The 15,870-nt window shown below is 68.6% G+C and carries 13 protein-coding genes; 4 read left to right on the top strand and 9 right to left on the bottom strand.

Annotated elements, in window-relative coordinates; genetic code table 11:
• Positions 1–110: 110 nt before the first annotated feature.
• Positions 111–545, bottom strand: a complete 435-nt coding sequence (locus ACWDR4_RS39175) for a hypothetical protein (protein WP_450415616.1) — start codon at positions 543–545, stop codon at positions 111–113.
• Between the two features lie 732 nt (positions 546–1,277).
• Here ACWDR4_RS39175 and ACWDR4_RS39170 point away from each other — a divergent pair.
• The gene (locus tag ACWDR4_RS39170; protein WP_450415614.1) at positions 1,278–2,339 is read left to right on the top strand and encodes a PucR family transcriptional regulator; all 1,062 of its coding nucleotides are present in this window, start codon (positions 1,278–1,280) and stop codon (positions 2,337–2,339) included.
• 630 nt (positions 2,340–2,969) lie between these two features.
• Here ACWDR4_RS39170 and ACWDR4_RS39165 read toward each other — a convergent pair.
• The 3 genes from ACWDR4_RS39165 to ACWDR4_RS39155 are packed head-to-tail and all read right to left on the bottom strand — an operon-like array spanning position 2,970 to position 5,948.
• The gene (locus ACWDR4_RS39165) at positions 2,970–4,271 is read right to left on the bottom strand and encodes an SLC13 family permease (protein ID WP_450415613.1); all 1,302 of its coding nucleotides are present in this window, start codon (positions 4,269–4,271) and stop codon (positions 2,970–2,972) included.
• On the bottom strand, positions 4,268–4,723 hold the full coding sequence (locus tag ACWDR4_RS39160; RefSeq protein ID WP_450415611.1) for a CBS domain-containing protein: 456 nt from the start codon (positions 4,721–4,723) through the stop codon (positions 4,268–4,270). The genes ACWDR4_RS39165 and ACWDR4_RS39160 overlap by 4 nt, the downstream gene beginning before the upstream one ends.
• On the bottom strand, positions 4,707–5,948 hold the full coding sequence (locus ACWDR4_RS39155; protein ID WP_450415609.1) for a cation:proton antiporter: 1,242 nt from the start codon (positions 5,946–5,948) through the stop codon (positions 4,707–4,709). Before ACWDR4_RS39155 ends, ACWDR4_RS39160 begins: the two co-directional genes overlap by 17 nt.
• A 780-nt stretch (positions 5,949–6,728) precedes the next feature.
• Here ACWDR4_RS39155 and ACWDR4_RS39150 point away from each other — a divergent pair.
• On the top strand, positions 6,729–7,118 hold the full coding sequence (locus tag ACWDR4_RS39150; RefSeq protein WP_450415607.1) for a hypothetical protein: 390 nt from the start codon (positions 6,729–6,731) through the stop codon (positions 7,116–7,118).
• 632 nt (positions 7,119–7,750) lie between these two features.
• Here ACWDR4_RS39150 and ACWDR4_RS39145 read toward each other — a convergent pair.
• From ACWDR4_RS39145 to ACWDR4_RS39135, 3 genes are all read right to left on the bottom strand, one after another.
• Positions 7,751–9,646 (bottom strand): phospholipase C, encoded by a 1,896-nt coding sequence (locus ACWDR4_RS39145; RefSeq protein ID WP_450415605.1) that lies wholly within the window; start codon positions 9,644–9,646, stop codon positions 7,751–7,753.
• Positions 9,647–9,842: 196 nt separating this feature from the next.
• A complete protein-coding gene (efeB, locus tag ACWDR4_RS39140) occupies positions 9,843–11,057 on the bottom strand; it encodes an iron uptake transporter deferrochelatase/peroxidase subunit (RefSeq protein ID WP_450415604.1) in 1,215 nt (404 codons plus the stop codon).
• Entirely contained in the window at positions 11,054–12,316 is a 1,263-nt protein-coding gene (locus tag ACWDR4_RS39135; RefSeq protein WP_450415602.1) for an EfeM/EfeO family lipoprotein, read from the bottom strand. The genes efeB and ACWDR4_RS39135 overlap by 4 nt, the downstream gene beginning before the upstream one ends.
• A 332-nt stretch (positions 12,317–12,648) precedes the next feature.
• On the opposite strand from ACWDR4_RS39135, the gene ACWDR4_RS39130 reads away from it, so the two are divergent.
• Positions 12,649–13,395: a hypothetical protein gene (locus tag ACWDR4_RS39130; protein ID WP_450415601.1), complete on the top strand. Its 747-nt coding sequence runs from the start codon at positions 12,649–12,651 to the stop codon at positions 13,393–13,395.
• 107 nt (positions 13,396–13,502) lie between these two features.
• Here the strand turns inward: ACWDR4_RS39130 and ACWDR4_RS39125 are convergent, their stop codons facing one another.
• The gene (locus ACWDR4_RS39125) at positions 13,503–13,898 is read right to left on the bottom strand and encodes an ATP-binding protein (protein ID WP_450415637.1); all 396 of its coding nucleotides are present in this window, start codon (positions 13,896–13,898) and stop codon (positions 13,503–13,505) included.
• Positions 13,899–14,055: 157 nt separating this feature from the next.
• Between ACWDR4_RS39125 and istA the strand changes: the two genes are divergently transcribed.
• A complete protein-coding gene (gene istA, locus ACWDR4_RS39120) occupies positions 14,056–15,531 on the top strand; it encodes an IS21 family transposase (RefSeq protein WP_450415635.1) in 1,476 nt (491 codons plus the stop codon).
• 37 nt (positions 15,532–15,568) lie between these two features.
• Here istA and ACWDR4_RS39115 read toward each other — a convergent pair whose 3' ends face one another.
• Positions 15,569–15,850, bottom strand: a complete 282-nt coding sequence (locus ACWDR4_RS39115; protein WP_450415634.1) for a hypothetical protein — start codon at positions 15,848–15,850, stop codon at positions 15,569–15,571.
• Positions 15,851–15,870 lie beyond the last annotated feature (20 nt).

Below are 15,870 nucleotides of genomic sequence, written 5' to 3'. Positions count from 1 at the left end.
GCTGGTTGGCCCGCTCGACTGCGGGCAGATGTGTCGGGTGTGCGTACGACGTGCGTCACGCGTGCAGCAGGCGCGCCAGAGCGATGCGACTGTGAGGCCCCGTGGCCGGCTCAGCCGTGCGCGTGGGGGCTGCCGGGGTCATACGGAGCACTGCTCGCAGCAGCGCCTCGGTACGGCCCGGAGCGCTCTGGGAACAGCCTGGCGAGAAGGACCGCTGACCTTCGTGTCACCGGCCACGCGACGAGGGTGGACGCAGCGAGCAACGTGACCCGGGCCGCGGCGCCGCCAGGACCGGTCAGGCGTGCCAGGTCCATCAGGACCGTTCCGGTGAGGCTGACCAGCCAGGCGCTCACGACCACGACGGAGGCTGCGGCAGCGGCCGGGATTCCGGCAAGAGAACTGGTCAGCCAGGGGGCGTCGGCATCGAAGGCGCGTGCGTCTGCCCGGCCCAGCAGGACCAGCAGCCAGAAGCCGAGAGCGACGAGCAGGGCCGAGGTGAGGAAGACGGTGGGAAACCGCACGGCGGCGTTCACGATGTGCCCCATGTCCCCACCCCCCTGAGCCCGGCTCCCGATTCCTGTGTTGCTGCCGCCACCATCTTGAACTGGGCATGCCCTGCGGCGCATTGCCGTGCTCCGGCAGTCTTGACGTCTCCTTGATGCCAGGGGCCGACACAGTGCTGTGGGCACCGGTCTATGTGCCGTTGGTCCGCGGCCGGACAGGGTCGGGGAGTCCACCTCCGGCAGTGGCGGCGCCGGCAGACCAAGTAGATCCAGGGGCGGCTCACTCCCAAGAAGACGTGTCACTGGCGCCTGGAGAAGGCGGCCGGGGAAGCCCTCTCCGGTGAGCAGACCGCCCTGAAGACTCTCCTCGCCGACAACGAACCCACTACAACCCGGCTGCCACGGGAGAGGACTGTGCGATACGCGCCCGCGGTCGGCCAAACACCGATCGGCCCGCCGACATGTCCGGGTGGCCGCCTACTCCTCGATCGGCGGCGCGTACGGCGCTGGGACGCGGGTTGGCAGCGGACCGACCATCGGTGCGGAGGGAACACCTTCTGAGCCTGGCGCCAGGACCGCGCGGTCAGAATTGACTGCCGGGAAGCACAGGGGCGGGGGCGCGCTCCCGGCCACAGGAGCCGCCATCGCCTCGGCAGCACCGGAAAATCGTGAGCGTCCTTGATGCCGACCTCCTCCCCCGGCCCCTGATCTGCCAGTCTTGTTCACCATGTGTCAAGAATGCGTAGGCAAGGCGTCAGGAAATCAGGAGGGCGTGTGACAGGGCGGAAGGTCCCCGACGAGTATCTGGAGGGGTATGTCCAGATACTGACCGACGTGTGCGCGACCGGTCGCCGCTTCACCAGGGACGAGTTGGAATCCCTGCGGACCCAGGGGGAACGCGCAGCGGAGGCTGGCTTCGGCGTGCGGGCCGTCGTTCGTCGACATCTGGCCGTGGCCCGTGAGAACTGGCCCGTCCTGTACGCCTCGGCCGGTGAAGCCGCGCTCGCCGCCGTCGAGCAGGCGATCGACGCCTTCGCTGAGGGGCACGAACGGGCACAGCAGCTCGCCGTTCGGCAGGAAGAGGCGGTGCGGCGGGAGTTCATCGATGACCTGCTCTACGGCCGCAGCGACCTGGGCCGCCTGTCCGAGCGGGCCGAACGCTTCGGTCTGCTCCTCTCCCGCGCCCACGCCGTCGCCGTCGCGCAGGGCGGCAAGCCCGTCGAGGAGACCGATCCGGCCACCCGGCAGGTGGAGAGGGCCGTGGTCAGCCGGTTCGGCGAGCGGCGCATTCTGCTCACCACCAAGGACGGCCGACTGGTCTGCATCGCGCCCGGGGACCAGGACGACGTCCTGACGTTCTTCGCCAAGCAGGCGTACGCGGTCACCGAGGGCGGCCGGGTCGCCATCGGACGTCCCCACCCCGGTGCCGGCGGCGTCGTGCACTCCTACGAAGAGGCACTCAACGCCCTCGACCTGGCGGACCGGCTGCAGATCAACGAGCCCGTACTGCGCGCGGCCGATCTCCTCGTCTACCCGGTACTGACCCGCGACCGGCAGGCCATGGCCGACCTCGTCGACAACACCCTCGGTCCCCTGCTGAGTGCACGAGGCGGTGCACGACCCCTCGTCGAAACGTTGACGGCGTACTTCGACTCCGGCTGCGTCGCCGCCGAGGCGGCCCGGCGCCTGAGCCTGAGCGTGCGGGCCTTCACCTACCGCCTGGAGCGCATCCACAAGCTCACCGGTGCCGACCCCGGCGACCCCGTCCACCGTTACACCCTGCAGACCGCGGTGATCGGTGCCCGGCTCCTCGGGTGGCCCGACGACGACGTGTGACGTCCGACGAGTCACCACGAGTGCGGTTCGCGCGCTGTCGATCACGGCTCCCCAGCAGCGGCCGTCTGATCGTTTGCGGCAGGCCCGGCGGCCGGGCGGCATGGTCTGATCATGGGACGGGCCGGTGAGTCGGCGCGGTCTCTGGACAGAGGTAGGTGCGCACGTCCTGGTTGCTGATCGGTATCGGCTGCGATCAGTCGTCAGCCGGGGCGGTATGGGAGAAGTGTGGCCGGCGACCGACGAGGTGCTCGGCCGCCCGGTGGCAGTGAAGTCGCTGCTGGCACAGCGGACCGACCGGTCCGCCCGCACGTTTTCGGCTGAAGGCGCAGACCTCCACGACGTAGGCGCCGAGAGCCCCGCCGGGCACGGCCCACGCCATCGCGGCAAAGCCTGCGGCTTGCCAGCCGACGACGGAGACAAGCACGGCCGCTGCCGCCCCTGCCGCACTTGACCACCGACCCTGCAAGGCACGACCACTGACGACGCGCACTGCCTGGACCTCGGATCTCCGGCAACCCGGCTCTGATCACCAGCACAGCGATGACGGCCACCGGCGCCACAAGGGAGGAATCCACGTCCGCCGCTCACCGATCCGATGTGAGGGACAGGGGTCCGGCCCGCTTCGACGCGTCAGCCGATCACGAAGTAGCGCAGCCACACGTAGGCGAGCGCAAGGGTCACGGTCACGCCGGTGACGACCAGGCCGTACTTGGTGAACTGCCAGAAGGAGATGGGCTGACGGTTGCGTTCGGCGATGCCGAGGACGACGACATTGGCGCTGGCGCCGATGGCGGTGGCGTTGCCGCCCAGGTCGGCGCCGAGGGCGAGGGCCCACCACATGACATGGTCGCCGCCGCCACCACCCATGTGCTGGACGAGGTCGCTGGTGATGGGCGCCATCGTGGCAACGTACGGAATGTTGTCGACGATGCCGGACAGGACCGCGGAGGCGCCGAGCAGGGTCAAGGATCCGCCGAGTTCGTTGTCACCGATCGCGTCGGCCAGGGCCTTGGAGATCTCGCCGATCACACCGGTCTCGATCAGGCCGCCGATCATGATGAAGAGGCCGGCGAAGAAGGCCAGGGTGGGCCACTCCACTTCTTGGAGTACTTCCCGGGTCTCCGCCGTGGAGATGGCGATGAGCACTCCCGCGCCGAGCAGGGCGACGACGCTGGGCTCGTAGTGCAGCACCGGGTGCAGGACGAAGCCCGCGACCACGAGCGCAAGAACCACCAGCCCCTGAACGAGCAGCGTCCGGTCCTTGATGGCCTCGCGCTCCTCCAGAGCCATGATCTCGGCGGCGCGATCCCCGTCGTAGACGAAGGACTTGCGGAACATCACCCGGCACAGCACAAGGAGCGCGACGACCAGGACGACCACGATCGGTGCCAGGTGGACCAGGAAGTCGTTGAAGGTCAGCCCGGCCCGGCTGGCGATGATGATGTTGGGCGGATCGCCGACCAGGGTCGACGTGCCACCGATGTTCGACGCCATGACCTCGGCGATCAGGAACGGGACGGCCGGCAGGGCGAGACGCTCGCAGACGAGCAGTGTCACCGGCGCGATCAGCAGCACCGTGGTGACGTTGTCCAGCAGGGCCGAGGCCACCGCCGTGATCACGACCAGCATGGCCATCACCCGGAAGGGCTTCGCCCTGGCCCTCTTCACCGACCAGATCGCCAGGTACTCGAACATGCCAGTCTTCTTCAGCACACCGACGATCATCATCATGCCCATGAGCAGGAAGATGACGTTCCAGTCGATACCGCTGTGCTCGGAGTAGAACGCCGACTTGTCGTCGGTCGCCCCGATCGCCAACATCAGCCCGGCACCGCCGAGGGCGACGGCGACACGGTGGATCTTCTCGCTGATGATCAGGGCGTACGCGCCGACGAAGACGACAACCGCCGCCCAGCTCTGCCAGTCGTTCACGGTCCTCCGATGAAGTGCTCCAACAGGACGTCCGCCGTGATCGCGCCGAGCAGCGTGACTGTCCCGTCGTCGCGCTCGATCACCGCGACGACGGGACAGTCCTTGCGTGTCATGAGGGCAGCGACCTCCAACGGCGACTCCTCCGGACCCACCAGGCCCGGTGTGACGCGGCGCCGGGGCAGCCAGTCGGCCACGGGCCGTCCGGACAGTGCCCCTCGGACGTCGTCGAAGCGATCACCGATCATGGCCGGCAGCAGGTCCTGACGATCGCATTCGGGCACCAGTGCGGTGAGCAGCTCGGCGGCGGGGACCATCGCGTAGGGGCACTCCACCTGGTCGAGAACCAGCAGGGCGGGCAGCCGTTCGCGTACCAGCAGCCGCGCCGCCTCCTGGGCGTCGTCGTCGACTCGCACCGTCGGATAGGGGCGGGCCAGGTCACGCGCGAGCGTCAAGGCGACCCTCCGCCGGCGGGACGGTGCCGGGCTGGTCCTTGTCCGGGATGCCGACGAGGTCGTCGACGTCGAAGGCGCGGGCGATCGGGACGTCCGTCGAGCTGTGGGCGATGATCGAGAAGGCGATGCAGACCGCGATGAGTGTGAACGCCTCCTCGGCCTGCGGGATGCCGGACTGCAGCACCAGCAGGCCGTAGACGACCGAGGCGAAGCCCTTGGGCCCGAACCAGGCCGCAACCAGCCTCTCCTTGCGGGAGATCGTCGTACCCAGCAGCGAGATGAGCAGCGAGGCCGGGCGGATCAGCACGATTGCCAGAACCACCGCCACGTAACCGCCGAAAGAGAGGTCGCCGAACAGCTGTGGAGTCAGCAGCGCACCGAACACCAGGAGCGCCGCGAACTTCGCCAGCTCCGCCAGCGCCTCGCCGAGCGGCTCGAAGGACGCCTTCGCCTCCGGCGACACATGCACCAGAGTCGCGCCCGCCGAGAAGGCGGCGAGGTAGGGGTTGGCGTGGGTCAGGTGGCAGGTCGCGTACAGGATGATCCCGGTGGCCAGCGGCAGCAGCGGCTGCAGCTTCGGCTCCGCGCCCAGCAGCCGGAAGCGTACAAGCCCGTTGACCAGTAGGGGCAGGACGACGCCGAAGACCAGGCCGAGCAGCAGTTCCACCGCGATGGCGGAGCCGGAGGCTTCCGCGCTGTCCGCCATCGGGCCGGCGGCCGCGATCAGCATCAGGACCACGGGCAGGGCGAGCCCGTCGTTGATACCGCTCTCCACGTTCAGCAACTGCCGCAACTTGGCCGGGACTTCCGCGCGCCCGACGATCGCCGACGCGAACACCGGGTCGGTCGGTGCCAGAACGGCTCCGACCAGGAACGACGTCGTCCAGTCCAGCCCCACCAGGTAGTGGGTCACCAGGGCCATGAAGACGAACGCGAGCGGCATCCCCAGGCCCAGAGCGCGCGCCGGGTTCTTCCAATTGGCACGCAGCTTGGGCAGCGACACATGCATGCCGTCGGTGAACAGCACCGCGAACAGCGCCAGATCGGCCGTCACGGACACGATCTCGCTGTCCGGCGTGATGTGGATCAGCCCGAGGAATCCGTCACTGACCAGCGCTCCGCCGACAAGGAACAGAAAAGACGTGGAAAGCACCGTCCGCGCCGCCAGGCCCGACAACAACACCGCCACCAACAGCGCGGCACCGAACACCACCACGAGCACCACGACGGCCACCCCCGATCGGAAGAGAGACTTGTCCCCTACTCGCCGACCAGACTTCCCGGCACACCAACGGGAACGTTACTCTCCCTTGATGCGTCTTTGACAGATCTTTGATGGGCACCAAGGAGTCGCGGGTGTTGCCGGAACCCGGCAACACGAGGCAGCCGTCAGGTGATTGAGCGTGGCCTTGGCGTCCGCGGCGTGGGCAAGGAGCGCGTCTTCGCCCCTCCCACTGTTACGGCGCCCACCGCCCGGCATAAGAAGGGAGGCGCCTGGGCGAACCAGGAACAAGACGACGAGTTGTTCGACCTCATCGGCGCGATAGGCGCCGGGATCAGCGTCGCCAAGGACGAAGAGCCTCCCCCAGCCGCTCGTCAGGTCGGCACGTACGTTGCCGAGGACTCCGCAGCCAAACTCGCGGACATCAAGCGCCGGGGACAGATACAGGCCCGAACGCCTGACCCTCACAGACCCCCGCCGACAGGCAGCAGTCCGCATACCTCCCAACGCCTACCGACTGGCTCTGTCGGTGAGTCGCGATGCGCAAGGCCCGGCAACTCCGCATCCGGTCCATCAAGGAGCATACGAAGCCAGAAACGTCGATCAGCCGTCCTGGACATCAGAAAGCAGTCGCGCAGGCCGTCTACCGTGCCTGGTGGTTGAGGGGCCGCGTCTGGGCAGTCATCATGATGAACTGGGAGGGGCGGATGATCGGGAGCAAAGTGGCGACGGCGCCATGAACGTATCCATTGTGGTCGTGGGCCTGAGACGGGAGTGTCAGTAGTGAACCGGTCCACTTCCTGGGGTGAGGCGGCGCTCGTGGCTGCGGTCTGCTGGTTGGTCAGCGGTCTGGGATACGGAGTGATCGCTGCCCTCGACGAGCCGCAACTGTCTGTTGCTCCTTTCATCGGGCTGGGGCTTGTCCAGTGGTTCCGGGCGCGCCACCGCTCCTGGTTGACCGCGGTCGCGGCAGGTCTCGCGGGGGCTGTCGTGCTCTTCGGGCTCGTCGACATCCTGCGGCCGGAGCTGGGCCGGTATGTCGCGGACGCACTGTCCACGGGGGCCGCAGCGACCGTCTTCGTGACCGTGCTCACGCTGGTGGGGCGCGGAAGGGGACGCCGTAATGACGCGGCCATCGTGAACGGGAAAGGGACATCTGGAATGCAAACCTAAAACTGCGCGTAGGCCCGCATTCAGAATGCCCTACCGGGTGACTTCGACCGGGAAGTCATGCGGCTCTGGCTTTGGGAAGCAGGGTTCAGTCGCCAGCCGGGCGGGCGGGCCCGATGCCGCCGTGGGTGAATGGCCTCACTGATCCGGCCCAACGCGGCATCTGGATCTGGCTGTTCGCTGTTCAGCCGTCCGATGACGGCCTCGATTCGTGAACATGGGGCGGGAGCGCGGCGAGGTTGCCTTGGGCGACTTCGGCCGAAGCTGTCGATGAGGTCGCGGAACTTCGGCTGTCGGCGACGGGTGACGGGTGACGGAACAGCAGCCGGAAAGTGTCGGGGTCGGCCGTCGTGGCACGGATCATGGGCGGGAACCGAGTTCTCGTCGAAATTATCGCTGCCCACGTCTTCCGCGAGACGGACGCAGGCTCGGTCCAGGACCGCCCGGTACATGTCGGCCTTGGACTCGAAGTGCTGGTAGGGCGTCACCTGGGTGTTGCCCGCCTCAGCAGCGACGTCATCAAGGCCCGTCAACGGAGCCGAGGCGTACCGGCCGGACAAGACCCAGCCAGGAGTGCCGTGCCCGGTCACTCACGCCGACTGGGCACGGCACCACCCACGGGTACAGGCAGCCGCTTACCTCGCCGCGGTCAGGTTTCCGGCACGTGCCTTGCGGCGGTGCAGGGCGAATGCGCCGGTCACCGCGCCCGCGGTGACGACGCCGGCGCCGATGGTGATCGGCAGGGCCCGGGAGGAGGGGCTGCTGGCAGCGACGTTCTGGGCCTTGAGATCCTGGACGTAGGGCGGGTATGCGGCGTGGGTAGCGGCGGACGTGGCCGTCTGGGTGTAGTGCGGGATGTGCTTCACCGACTTGACGGAGCCGTCCGAGTTCAGCAGCACCTGCTTGTTGTTGGGGTGGCGGAAGTCGAACATGCCGGTCAGGCTGCCTGCTCGCTGGTCGAAGGAGGCGTCGCCGATGCGGCCGGTGTGCCAGTTGTTCTCGATGAACTTCGTGATCGACGCCTGCTCGGTGGCGGTGTGGTCGACCTTGTTGACCTTGCTGTAGGGGGAGATGACCAGCAGCGGCTGCCGGGTGCCCGGGCCACAGCGGTCTGCGTAGCCGCCCTTGGCGGTCGGGCCGGACTGGCAGGCGGCGCTGTCCAGGGCCTTGCCGTTGGAGCCGACGGTGGAGTCCTTGGAGCCGTTGAGCACCTTGGAGGTGACGTGGTCGTACCAGCCGTCGGAGTCGTCGTAGGCGACCACGACCGCGGTGGACTTCCACTGAGGGGACTGCTGGAGCGCGTTGATCTCCTTGACCAGGAAGTGCTGCTCGTCGAGCGGGTCCGAGTAGCCGGCATGGCCGTCCTGGTACTCGGCGGCCTTCAGGAAGCTCACCGCGGGCAGGTTCCCGGCCTTCAGGACGGCGTCGAAGTCGGTCAGGTCGTAGTTGTGGTTGGCCCGGCCGCCGTGCCCGATCTCGGCGATGTTCTTCGGGGCGAGGTGGTGCGGGTTGGCCGTCGACTTGTAGTAGGCGAACGGGTTGTGGTGGGGGCTGTAGTCCTCCACCGCGGCGCCGCCGACGTTGGTGTGGGTGGTGCCTGCGCACTTGGCGTAGTCACCGCTCGTGCCGTTCCAGGCGGTGGAGGGGCGGAGGCCGCCCTGGAACCAGCCCCAGCTCACGCTCTTGGAGTTGAGGAGGTCGCCGATGTTCTTGCCCTGCATGGACGCGAGCGCGCTGGTGGCGGTGTGGTCCTTGTCGGCGCAGTCGTCAAAGGCCGGGTCGGGGTCGTTGATGACCGTCCCGACGCCCTTGGCATTGGGGGAGATGACGGCGTACGAGTCGGGCGTGGAGGTCTGCTTCGGGTTCTCGGTGCCGGAGGCCGGGTCGACGGAGACCACACCGTGGGTCTGACCGGAGACCAGGTTCAGCGCGCCGGGCGTGGAGGGGCCGTAGACCGAGCTGAACGACTTGTCGTTGAGGGCGTACTGCTGGGCGTAGTTCCACAGGCCGGTGACGGTGTTGCCGTCGTAGTAGTCCATCACCAGGCCGGGCTCGCCGAACAGCCCTGTGCACTTGCTGACTTCGGTGTTCTCGACGTACTTGTCGGCCCTGCCGTTGTCGGCCGCGTACTGCTCGGGGCCGTAGGAGTGGTTCTGGTCGCAGGTCATGGCCTGCGACCTGGCCAGTCGCTTGGGTGCGTACAAGTTCGGGTTCTTGGTCAGCAACCCGGAGTTGAGCAGGTTGTTCACCTTCGGGCTGTGCGCCGCGGCCTTGAACGTCGTGCCGTCGGTGTTCGCGGCCTTGGGGTAGGTGGCGAAGTAGTGGTCGAACGAGACGTTCTCGTCATAGATCACCACCACGTGCTTGATCGGCGTCGCGGTGTGCGTGGCCGAGTGGCCGTGGCCGCCATGCGCCGAGGCGGCGAAGGCGGGGACGGTGCCGCCCGCGGTCGCCAGGGCGGCGGCGCCGAGCAGGGCGCCCACGCGGGCCAGCCGGCCTCGCGCGCCTGGGGTTGTACCTGTGCCGATCATGCTGTCTCGCCTTCCGGGGAGCTCAGAGTTGTCGCTGGGGTGGCATCCACGGCCGTGCAGGAGACGACAGGATCCCCGGCCATGCTGGGCGCCGGGCAAGACGGGTGAGCGAACGCCAGGTCAGGAAAGACCCATGGTCTTTCAGGAAACTCCCATGGACTTTTAACCGGTTCTTGACCGGTATTGGCGGGCTGTATCAGGCCAGCAAGGTGCGTCCCAGCCAGTCGGAGGCATCCCGCGCTCCCGGCAGGGCGAAGAAGTAGCCGCCGCCGAACGGGGTGATGTAGTCGACCAGCGGCTCGCCTGCCAGTCGCTTCTGCACGGTCTCGAACTGCCGGGCCAGATCCTGCTGGTAGCAGCAGAACACCAGGCCCATGTCGAGGTTCCCGTTGGAGTCCAGGCCCCGGTCGTAGTTGTAGCCGCGGCGCAGGATCCGCTGGTCGTCGGTCGTGGCGGTGCGCGGGTTGGCCAGCCGGATGTGGCTGTCCAGCGGGATGATGTCGCCCTTGGGGTCCTGGGCGTACTGGGGGGTGTCCTTCTCGTGGCGTCCGTCCAGGGGCGCCCCGGTATCGCGGGCCCGGCCGAACATCCGCTCCTGCTCGGTGAGGGAGACCCGGTCCCAGAACTCCACCAGTATCCGGATCAGCCGTACGACCTGATAGCTGCCACCGGTCACCCAGTCCGGCTCGCCGCTGCCCGGACCCACCCACACCAGGCGGTCCATCGCGCGGGCGTCACGCACGCTCGGGTTGGCGGTGCCGTCCTTGAAGCCCAGGTGGTTGCGCGGGGTGCCGGAGGGGCGCGGCGGGCTGACGAAGCCGTCCATCCGCCAGCGCGCCTGCATTCCGCCGCGGGTGTGCCGGGTGATGTCCCGCAGGGCGTGCAGCACGGTGTCGGGGCTGTCGGCGCAGAACTGCACGCTCAGGTCGCCGTGGCACCAGGCGTCGTCCAGGTCGTCGTCGGGGAAGGTGGGCATCGCGGTGAGGCGGTGGGGCTTTCGGCTAGTGAGGCCGTAGCGGTCGTCGAAGAGGGAGGCACCGACTCCGACGGTGACGGTCAGCCGGTCGGCAGGGATGCTCGTGCCCAGGGTGCCGGAGTCTGAGGGCGGGGCGGTGATGCCGAGCGCCTCCGGGCTGCCGCCGGTGGTCAGGAAGCGGGCCCGGTCGGTGAGCGTGCGCAGCAGGTCGACCAGTTCGCCGCGGTTGTCGGCGGTGGTGTCGAAGGACACGAACGCGGTGGCGCGCTGGGCCGGGGTGGTGATGCCGGCCTGGTGGCGGCCGTGGAAGGGGACACTCGCGCTCTCCCCGGACTGTTCGGCGGCGGTGGCGGCGCCGTGGTCGGCGGCGACGAGTCCGGTGCCGGCCACGGCCGCCGCGCCCGCCAGGAAGCCTCTGCGGCCTACGGTGCTCACGCGGTCCTCCGTACGTCGGTGAGGGCGGCCACGTCCGCCAGCCGCTCGGCCAGTTCGCTCAGGTCCGCGTTGACCTTCTCCCGCTGGATGCGGGTGAGGCCGGCCGGCGGGGTCCAGCGGCCGTCACGGTCGAAGGCGTCGAGGGTGTGCTGGGCGCGGTCCATCCAGGAGTCGAGCCCTGGAAGGCCGGTGTCGCGGGTCTTCAGCAGCGGGCGCAGAAAGCCGAGCAGGACACGGGTGCCGTCGAGGTTGGCACGGGCGGTGGCCAGGCTGGTGCCGCTGCCGTAATCGGTGCGGGCGGTCAGCTCGAACTGCACGGTGTTCTCCACGATTTCGTGCGCGCGCAGGCCGACGTCGGCCGGGTCCATCCGCTGCTCGGGCCAGCTGTCGCGCAACGTCTCCACGGCTTTGGCGAGCCGGCCGGCCGGTCCGCGCAGGCTGCTCGCCGACTCGCCGTGCCACAGGCCGAACTCCAAGCGGTGGAAGCCGGCGAAGTCCTTGTCGTGCACCTCGCCGGGCAGCCCGGCCGTGGTCCCGTTGATTGCCGCGTCAGCGTCACCGAACGTGCCGTAGGCCGCGCCCATCCGCTCGTACACCAGGTGTGCGGGCAGCCAGGCGGCACGGGCGGCGGCGAGATCACCGCGGTCGACGGCGGCACGCAGCACGTCGGTCTTGTTCGCCAGCTCGATGGTGCGGTTCTGGATCCACTTCTGGTAGGCCAGCGTGGGCGGGATGAGGTCCTGCTGGGAGACGGGGACGGCGGCCGGGCCGCTCTTCACCGTGCCGCCTCCGGTGATCCGCACGGTGGGGCCGGTGACGGCGTCCGCGTCGTCGGGCAGGCACTTGAAGGCGTACGAGCCGTTGCCGAGGGTCACCGGCATCGGGCGGACGGTGCCCGGGGCGAGCCCTTCAACCTCGCCGTAGACCACGCCGGTCCTAGGGTCGGTCAGATACACCTCGGCCGCCGCGCTGGAGGTGTTGGTGAGGTCGAACACCTGCTGCCCGGGCTCCGGGTCGGTCCAGCCGCGCCCGCAGCCCGAGGGAGTGGCCTCGACGGTGGTGTGCCGCAGACCGTCGGCCGTTGTCGACGCGTGCCCGCTCGTCCCGGAGCACCCGGCCGCCAGAGCGCCCGCCGTCACCGCCCCAGCGGCCACCAGCGCACCGCCCGCGACCATGACGGTGCGCCGCCGGGCGGCGCTGCGGGGCGCGGGCGGTGTGGGGCCGGACGCGGGTTGGGCGTCGAGGGCGGCTTCGGGCATGCCGGGCCTCCTGGGAGTCGTACGAATGAGGCGGCGTTGCCGAGCCTAAGCAGGCCGGAGGGGCCCCAACCGCGTTCCTGACCAGGTCCTGACCAGAGGAAAAGCCAGAATTCGTCCGCAGTTCATCCAGTCATCCGCCACGACAACGACCGGTGTGGGCGGTCGGTCGTCGGGCCCCTTCAGGCGGGGTGGCGGTGTACCTGATCGTCCTGCCGCCGACCCCATAAGCGATAACCATAGGGGTCCAGGGGTTCAGAGTATCGACCGAGTGTGGCAGGGTGTGGATAGTTGAAGGGCAAGGCGCCCGGTCTATCGATCTATCGGGGGGATTCATGATCCACATCACGCTCGGGGCGATGCGCTACGTCAGTCCGAAGGAGGACCAACTGGGCCGTGACCATGTCGGCTGGGACCCGAACATGGACGACGAGGCCCTGTTCCGCGCCAACCGGGGATGCTGGGTCCTTGGCGAACGCGCCGACCGGGAACAGTACGCCCTGCTGTCCGCGCAGGGCGTCGTGCGCCAGGCGATCGAGATCGACCGCCTGGTCGCGGTGTCCGGCGGTCGCCGGGCGATCGAGGGCCGGTTCCTTGAGGCCGGGCACCCGGTCCACGACGCGTACGTAGGCAAACCTCAACCCATCGAGCCGGTCCGCAACCCGGTGACGTACTTCGAGTCTCCGCACGCGGCCCGGACGTGCGGCTGCGGCTGCGGCGCGCCGGTCACCCTCGGCTGGTTCCTGACCGGGCACGACCAGAAGGCCCTGCACGACCGCGTCGCAAAGATCGGCACGGTCCACCAGTTCATCGACTGGTTCGACCGCGTGTACGCCGAGGATGCCCGGACCATGTCGTCCATGATCACCTCCATCACCGCGCACACGAACGGCAAGACCGCGTGCAGCGCGCACGGCACCGCGGCGAAGTGCGCACCCCTGATCGCCGACGTGGTGCTCAGCGACGCGGGCAGTGACCGCGTGGAATGGGCCGTCTGCGCCCGCTGGCTCCGGGAGAACCCCGACGCGACAGCCTGGCTGGAAAGCCATCCGGAAGCCGCAGCACTCTTGGACGCCTCCTGACCCCCTTCAGGGCCGCTTTTGCGAACGCCTCATCCAGCACCTGCCGCCTGGGCCGCGATCACCGCGACGGCATGCCGTCTCGCCCGTCGGCGGCCAGGTCAGCCCGGTCACATCAGGCGGCCGACCGGATTCCCGCCCGGATCGTCGACCAGCACGATCGCGGCCTTCACGCGTTTACCCACCGGTTCGCGCCGTACCTCGAAGCTGCGGCAGACCGCCATCGCGATCTCCAGGCCGTGCTGTCCGACGCGCCCCGGATCGGCCGGGCAGGCCGCCGGCAGCGTCGGGTCGCTGTCCCACACGCTGATCTCCACGGCACCGTCGACAACCTCCAGGTCCAGCAGGCACGGTCCGGGCGCGTACTTATAGGCGTTGGTCACGAGCTCGTTGACCACCAGCTCGACCATGCCCATCGCACGCTCCGACACAGGGAGCCCGTGAACGGCCTGCACCTCGTGACGGCGGCCGTGGCAAAGTCCAGATGTGCGGCCAGCCGAGTCCAGGCTGACGGCCACCGGAATTCCAGGTGGATGGCCGTCTGACCAGTGGTGTTCCTGATCACTTCCATAACTGGAGGAGACCCCTCCGCCCGTTTGCTGGTGTTTCCACGCATCAGCTACCGGCCGGAGAGGTCCTGTGACGAAGTCTGACACGGAGATTATGGAAATCCTTGAGGCGTACGACCTGACCGGGACGGTCTGGTCCGCGGCGACCTTGACGGGGCACGACCCGAAGACGGTCAAGCGGTATGTCGAGGCCCGCAACGGCGGGCGCAATCCCTATGAGCGAGAGCCGCGGCCGAAGATGATCGACGCGTTCCTGGAAAAGGTCGAGGAGTGGGTCGAGCAGTCGAAGGCGACGATCCGCGCCGATGTGGTCCACGACAAGCTCGTGAAGATGGGCTACCGGGGCAGCGAACGCTCGACGAGACGGGCGGTGAACACGGCAAAGACCGCGTGGAAGGCGGGCAAGCGCCGAACGTACCGCCCGTGGATTCCCGAGCCGGGCCGGTGGCTGCAGTTCGACTGGGGCGAGGGTCCCCGCATCGCGGGGCGTCGGACCTGGCTGTTCTGTGCGTGGCTGTCCTGGTCGCGGTTCCGGGTGGTGATCCCGGTCTGGGACTGCACGCTGGGCACTTTGGTGGCCTGCCTGGACACCACGCTCAGGCGGATCGGCGGTGCACCGACGTATGTGCTGACCGACAACGCGAAGACGGTCACCGTCGAGCACATCGCCGGGATCCCGGTACGTCATCCGCAGATGGTCGCCGCGGGCCGGCATTACGGCTGCCAGGTGGTCAGTTGCGTGCCCTACGATCCCGAATCGAAAGGCGGAGCGGAGGCCACAGTCCGCATCGCGAAGGCCGACCTGGTGCCCACAGATGCGAACCTGCTGGCCGCCTACGACACCTTCGCCGATCTCGCCGATGCCTGCCTGACCTGGTGCGATGCGGTGAACTCCCGCCGTCACCGGGCGACGGGGCAGATACCCGCCGACCGCCTCGACATCGAACGCACCACGCTGCATATCCTGCCCATCGAGCCGCTCGCGCTCGCCCTGGGCGAGGAGAGACTGGTCGGCTCGGACCGCACCATCAGCTTCAACTCGGTGCGCTACTCGACCCCGCCGGGCTATACCGGCGCCAAGGTGTGGTGCCGGGTGGTCGGCGAGGAACTATCCATCACCGCCCGCACCAACTCCGGTGACCTGTCGGAGATTTGGCGCCACCATCTCTCCACCCCGGGTGTTCCACAGATCATCGACGAGCACTACCCCGACCACCCCGACGGCCGCAGTATCCATCAGCCGAGGCTGCAGCCCCGCTCGGAAGCGGAGATCGCGTTCATGGGCATCGGCCCCGGAGCCGGGCGCTGGCTCAAGGAAGCCGGCCCCGCCGGCGCCACCCGCATCCGCGCCAAGATGGCCCGCGCGGTCGAACTCGCCACCGTCCTGGGCAAAGACAAAGTCGACCAGGCCCTCGGTCTGGCGGCCACGGCCGGGCGCTTCGCCGACGACGACCTGCTCTCGATCCTGGGACACATTGCGGACAGCAAGCCCGTCGGCGAGGTCGTCCGCGCGGACGAGGCCCACTCCGTCCAGAACGGAACCATCGGCTGGCAAGCCCTGGGCCAGTAGGCAACGACTTCAAGGAAGTTGACGCACGACTCTGCGGTCAGTCGCCGACAAACCACAGATAACGGTGTGACCCCTGCTCGACTACCTGGCACAACTCGCGAGCCTGCCCGACCCAGTCACCGCCGCAAGCGGCCGGGAGCCGGTCGAGTTCCGCCAGCAGCAGCGACACCTGCCGATGGTTGAAGACCGCATCCCCATAGGGAATCAGGCCCCAGAGCATCGGGAACAGCCCCGCATTCAGATCACCGAAAGCGGAAGTCCACTCCACCCCGCCCTCGGCCCGGGCTATGACGTCGCCGCTGTCACCGCGCACCTGCATATCGATCACCCGGCGAGCCT

This window comes from Streptomyces sp. NPDC000878 (genome assembly GCF_053599695.1).
The sequence above is the reverse complement of the archived record's forward strand: the minus strand, read 5'-3'. Positions and strand labels throughout refer to the sequence as shown.

Excerpts from the sequence above, each read along its gene's own strand:
- ACWDR4_RS39145 (WP_450415605.1), bottom strand. The coding sequence starts at position 9,646 with ATGATCGGCACAGGTACAACCCCAGGCGCGCGAGGCCGGCTGGCCCGC.
- istA (WP_450415635.1), top strand. The coding sequence starts at position 14,056 with ATGGAAATCCTTGAGGCGTACGACCTGACCGGGACGGTCTGGTCCGCG.
- ACWDR4_RS39130 (WP_450415601.1), top strand. The coding sequence starts at position 12,649 with ATGATCCACATCACGCTCGGGGCGATGCGCTACGTCAGTCCGAAGGAG.
- ACWDR4_RS39115 (WP_450415634.1), bottom strand. The coding sequence starts at position 15,850 with ATGCAGGTGCGCGGTGACAGCGGCGACGTCATAGCCCGGGCCGAGGGC.
- ACWDR4_RS39175 (WP_450415616.1), bottom strand. The coding sequence starts at position 545 with ATGGGGCACATCGTGAACGCCGCCGTGCGGTTTCCCACCGTCTTCCTC.
- ACWDR4_RS39135 (WP_450415602.1), bottom strand. The coding sequence starts at position 12,316 with ATGCCCGAAGCCGCCCTCGACGCCCAACCCGCGTCCGGCCCCACACCG.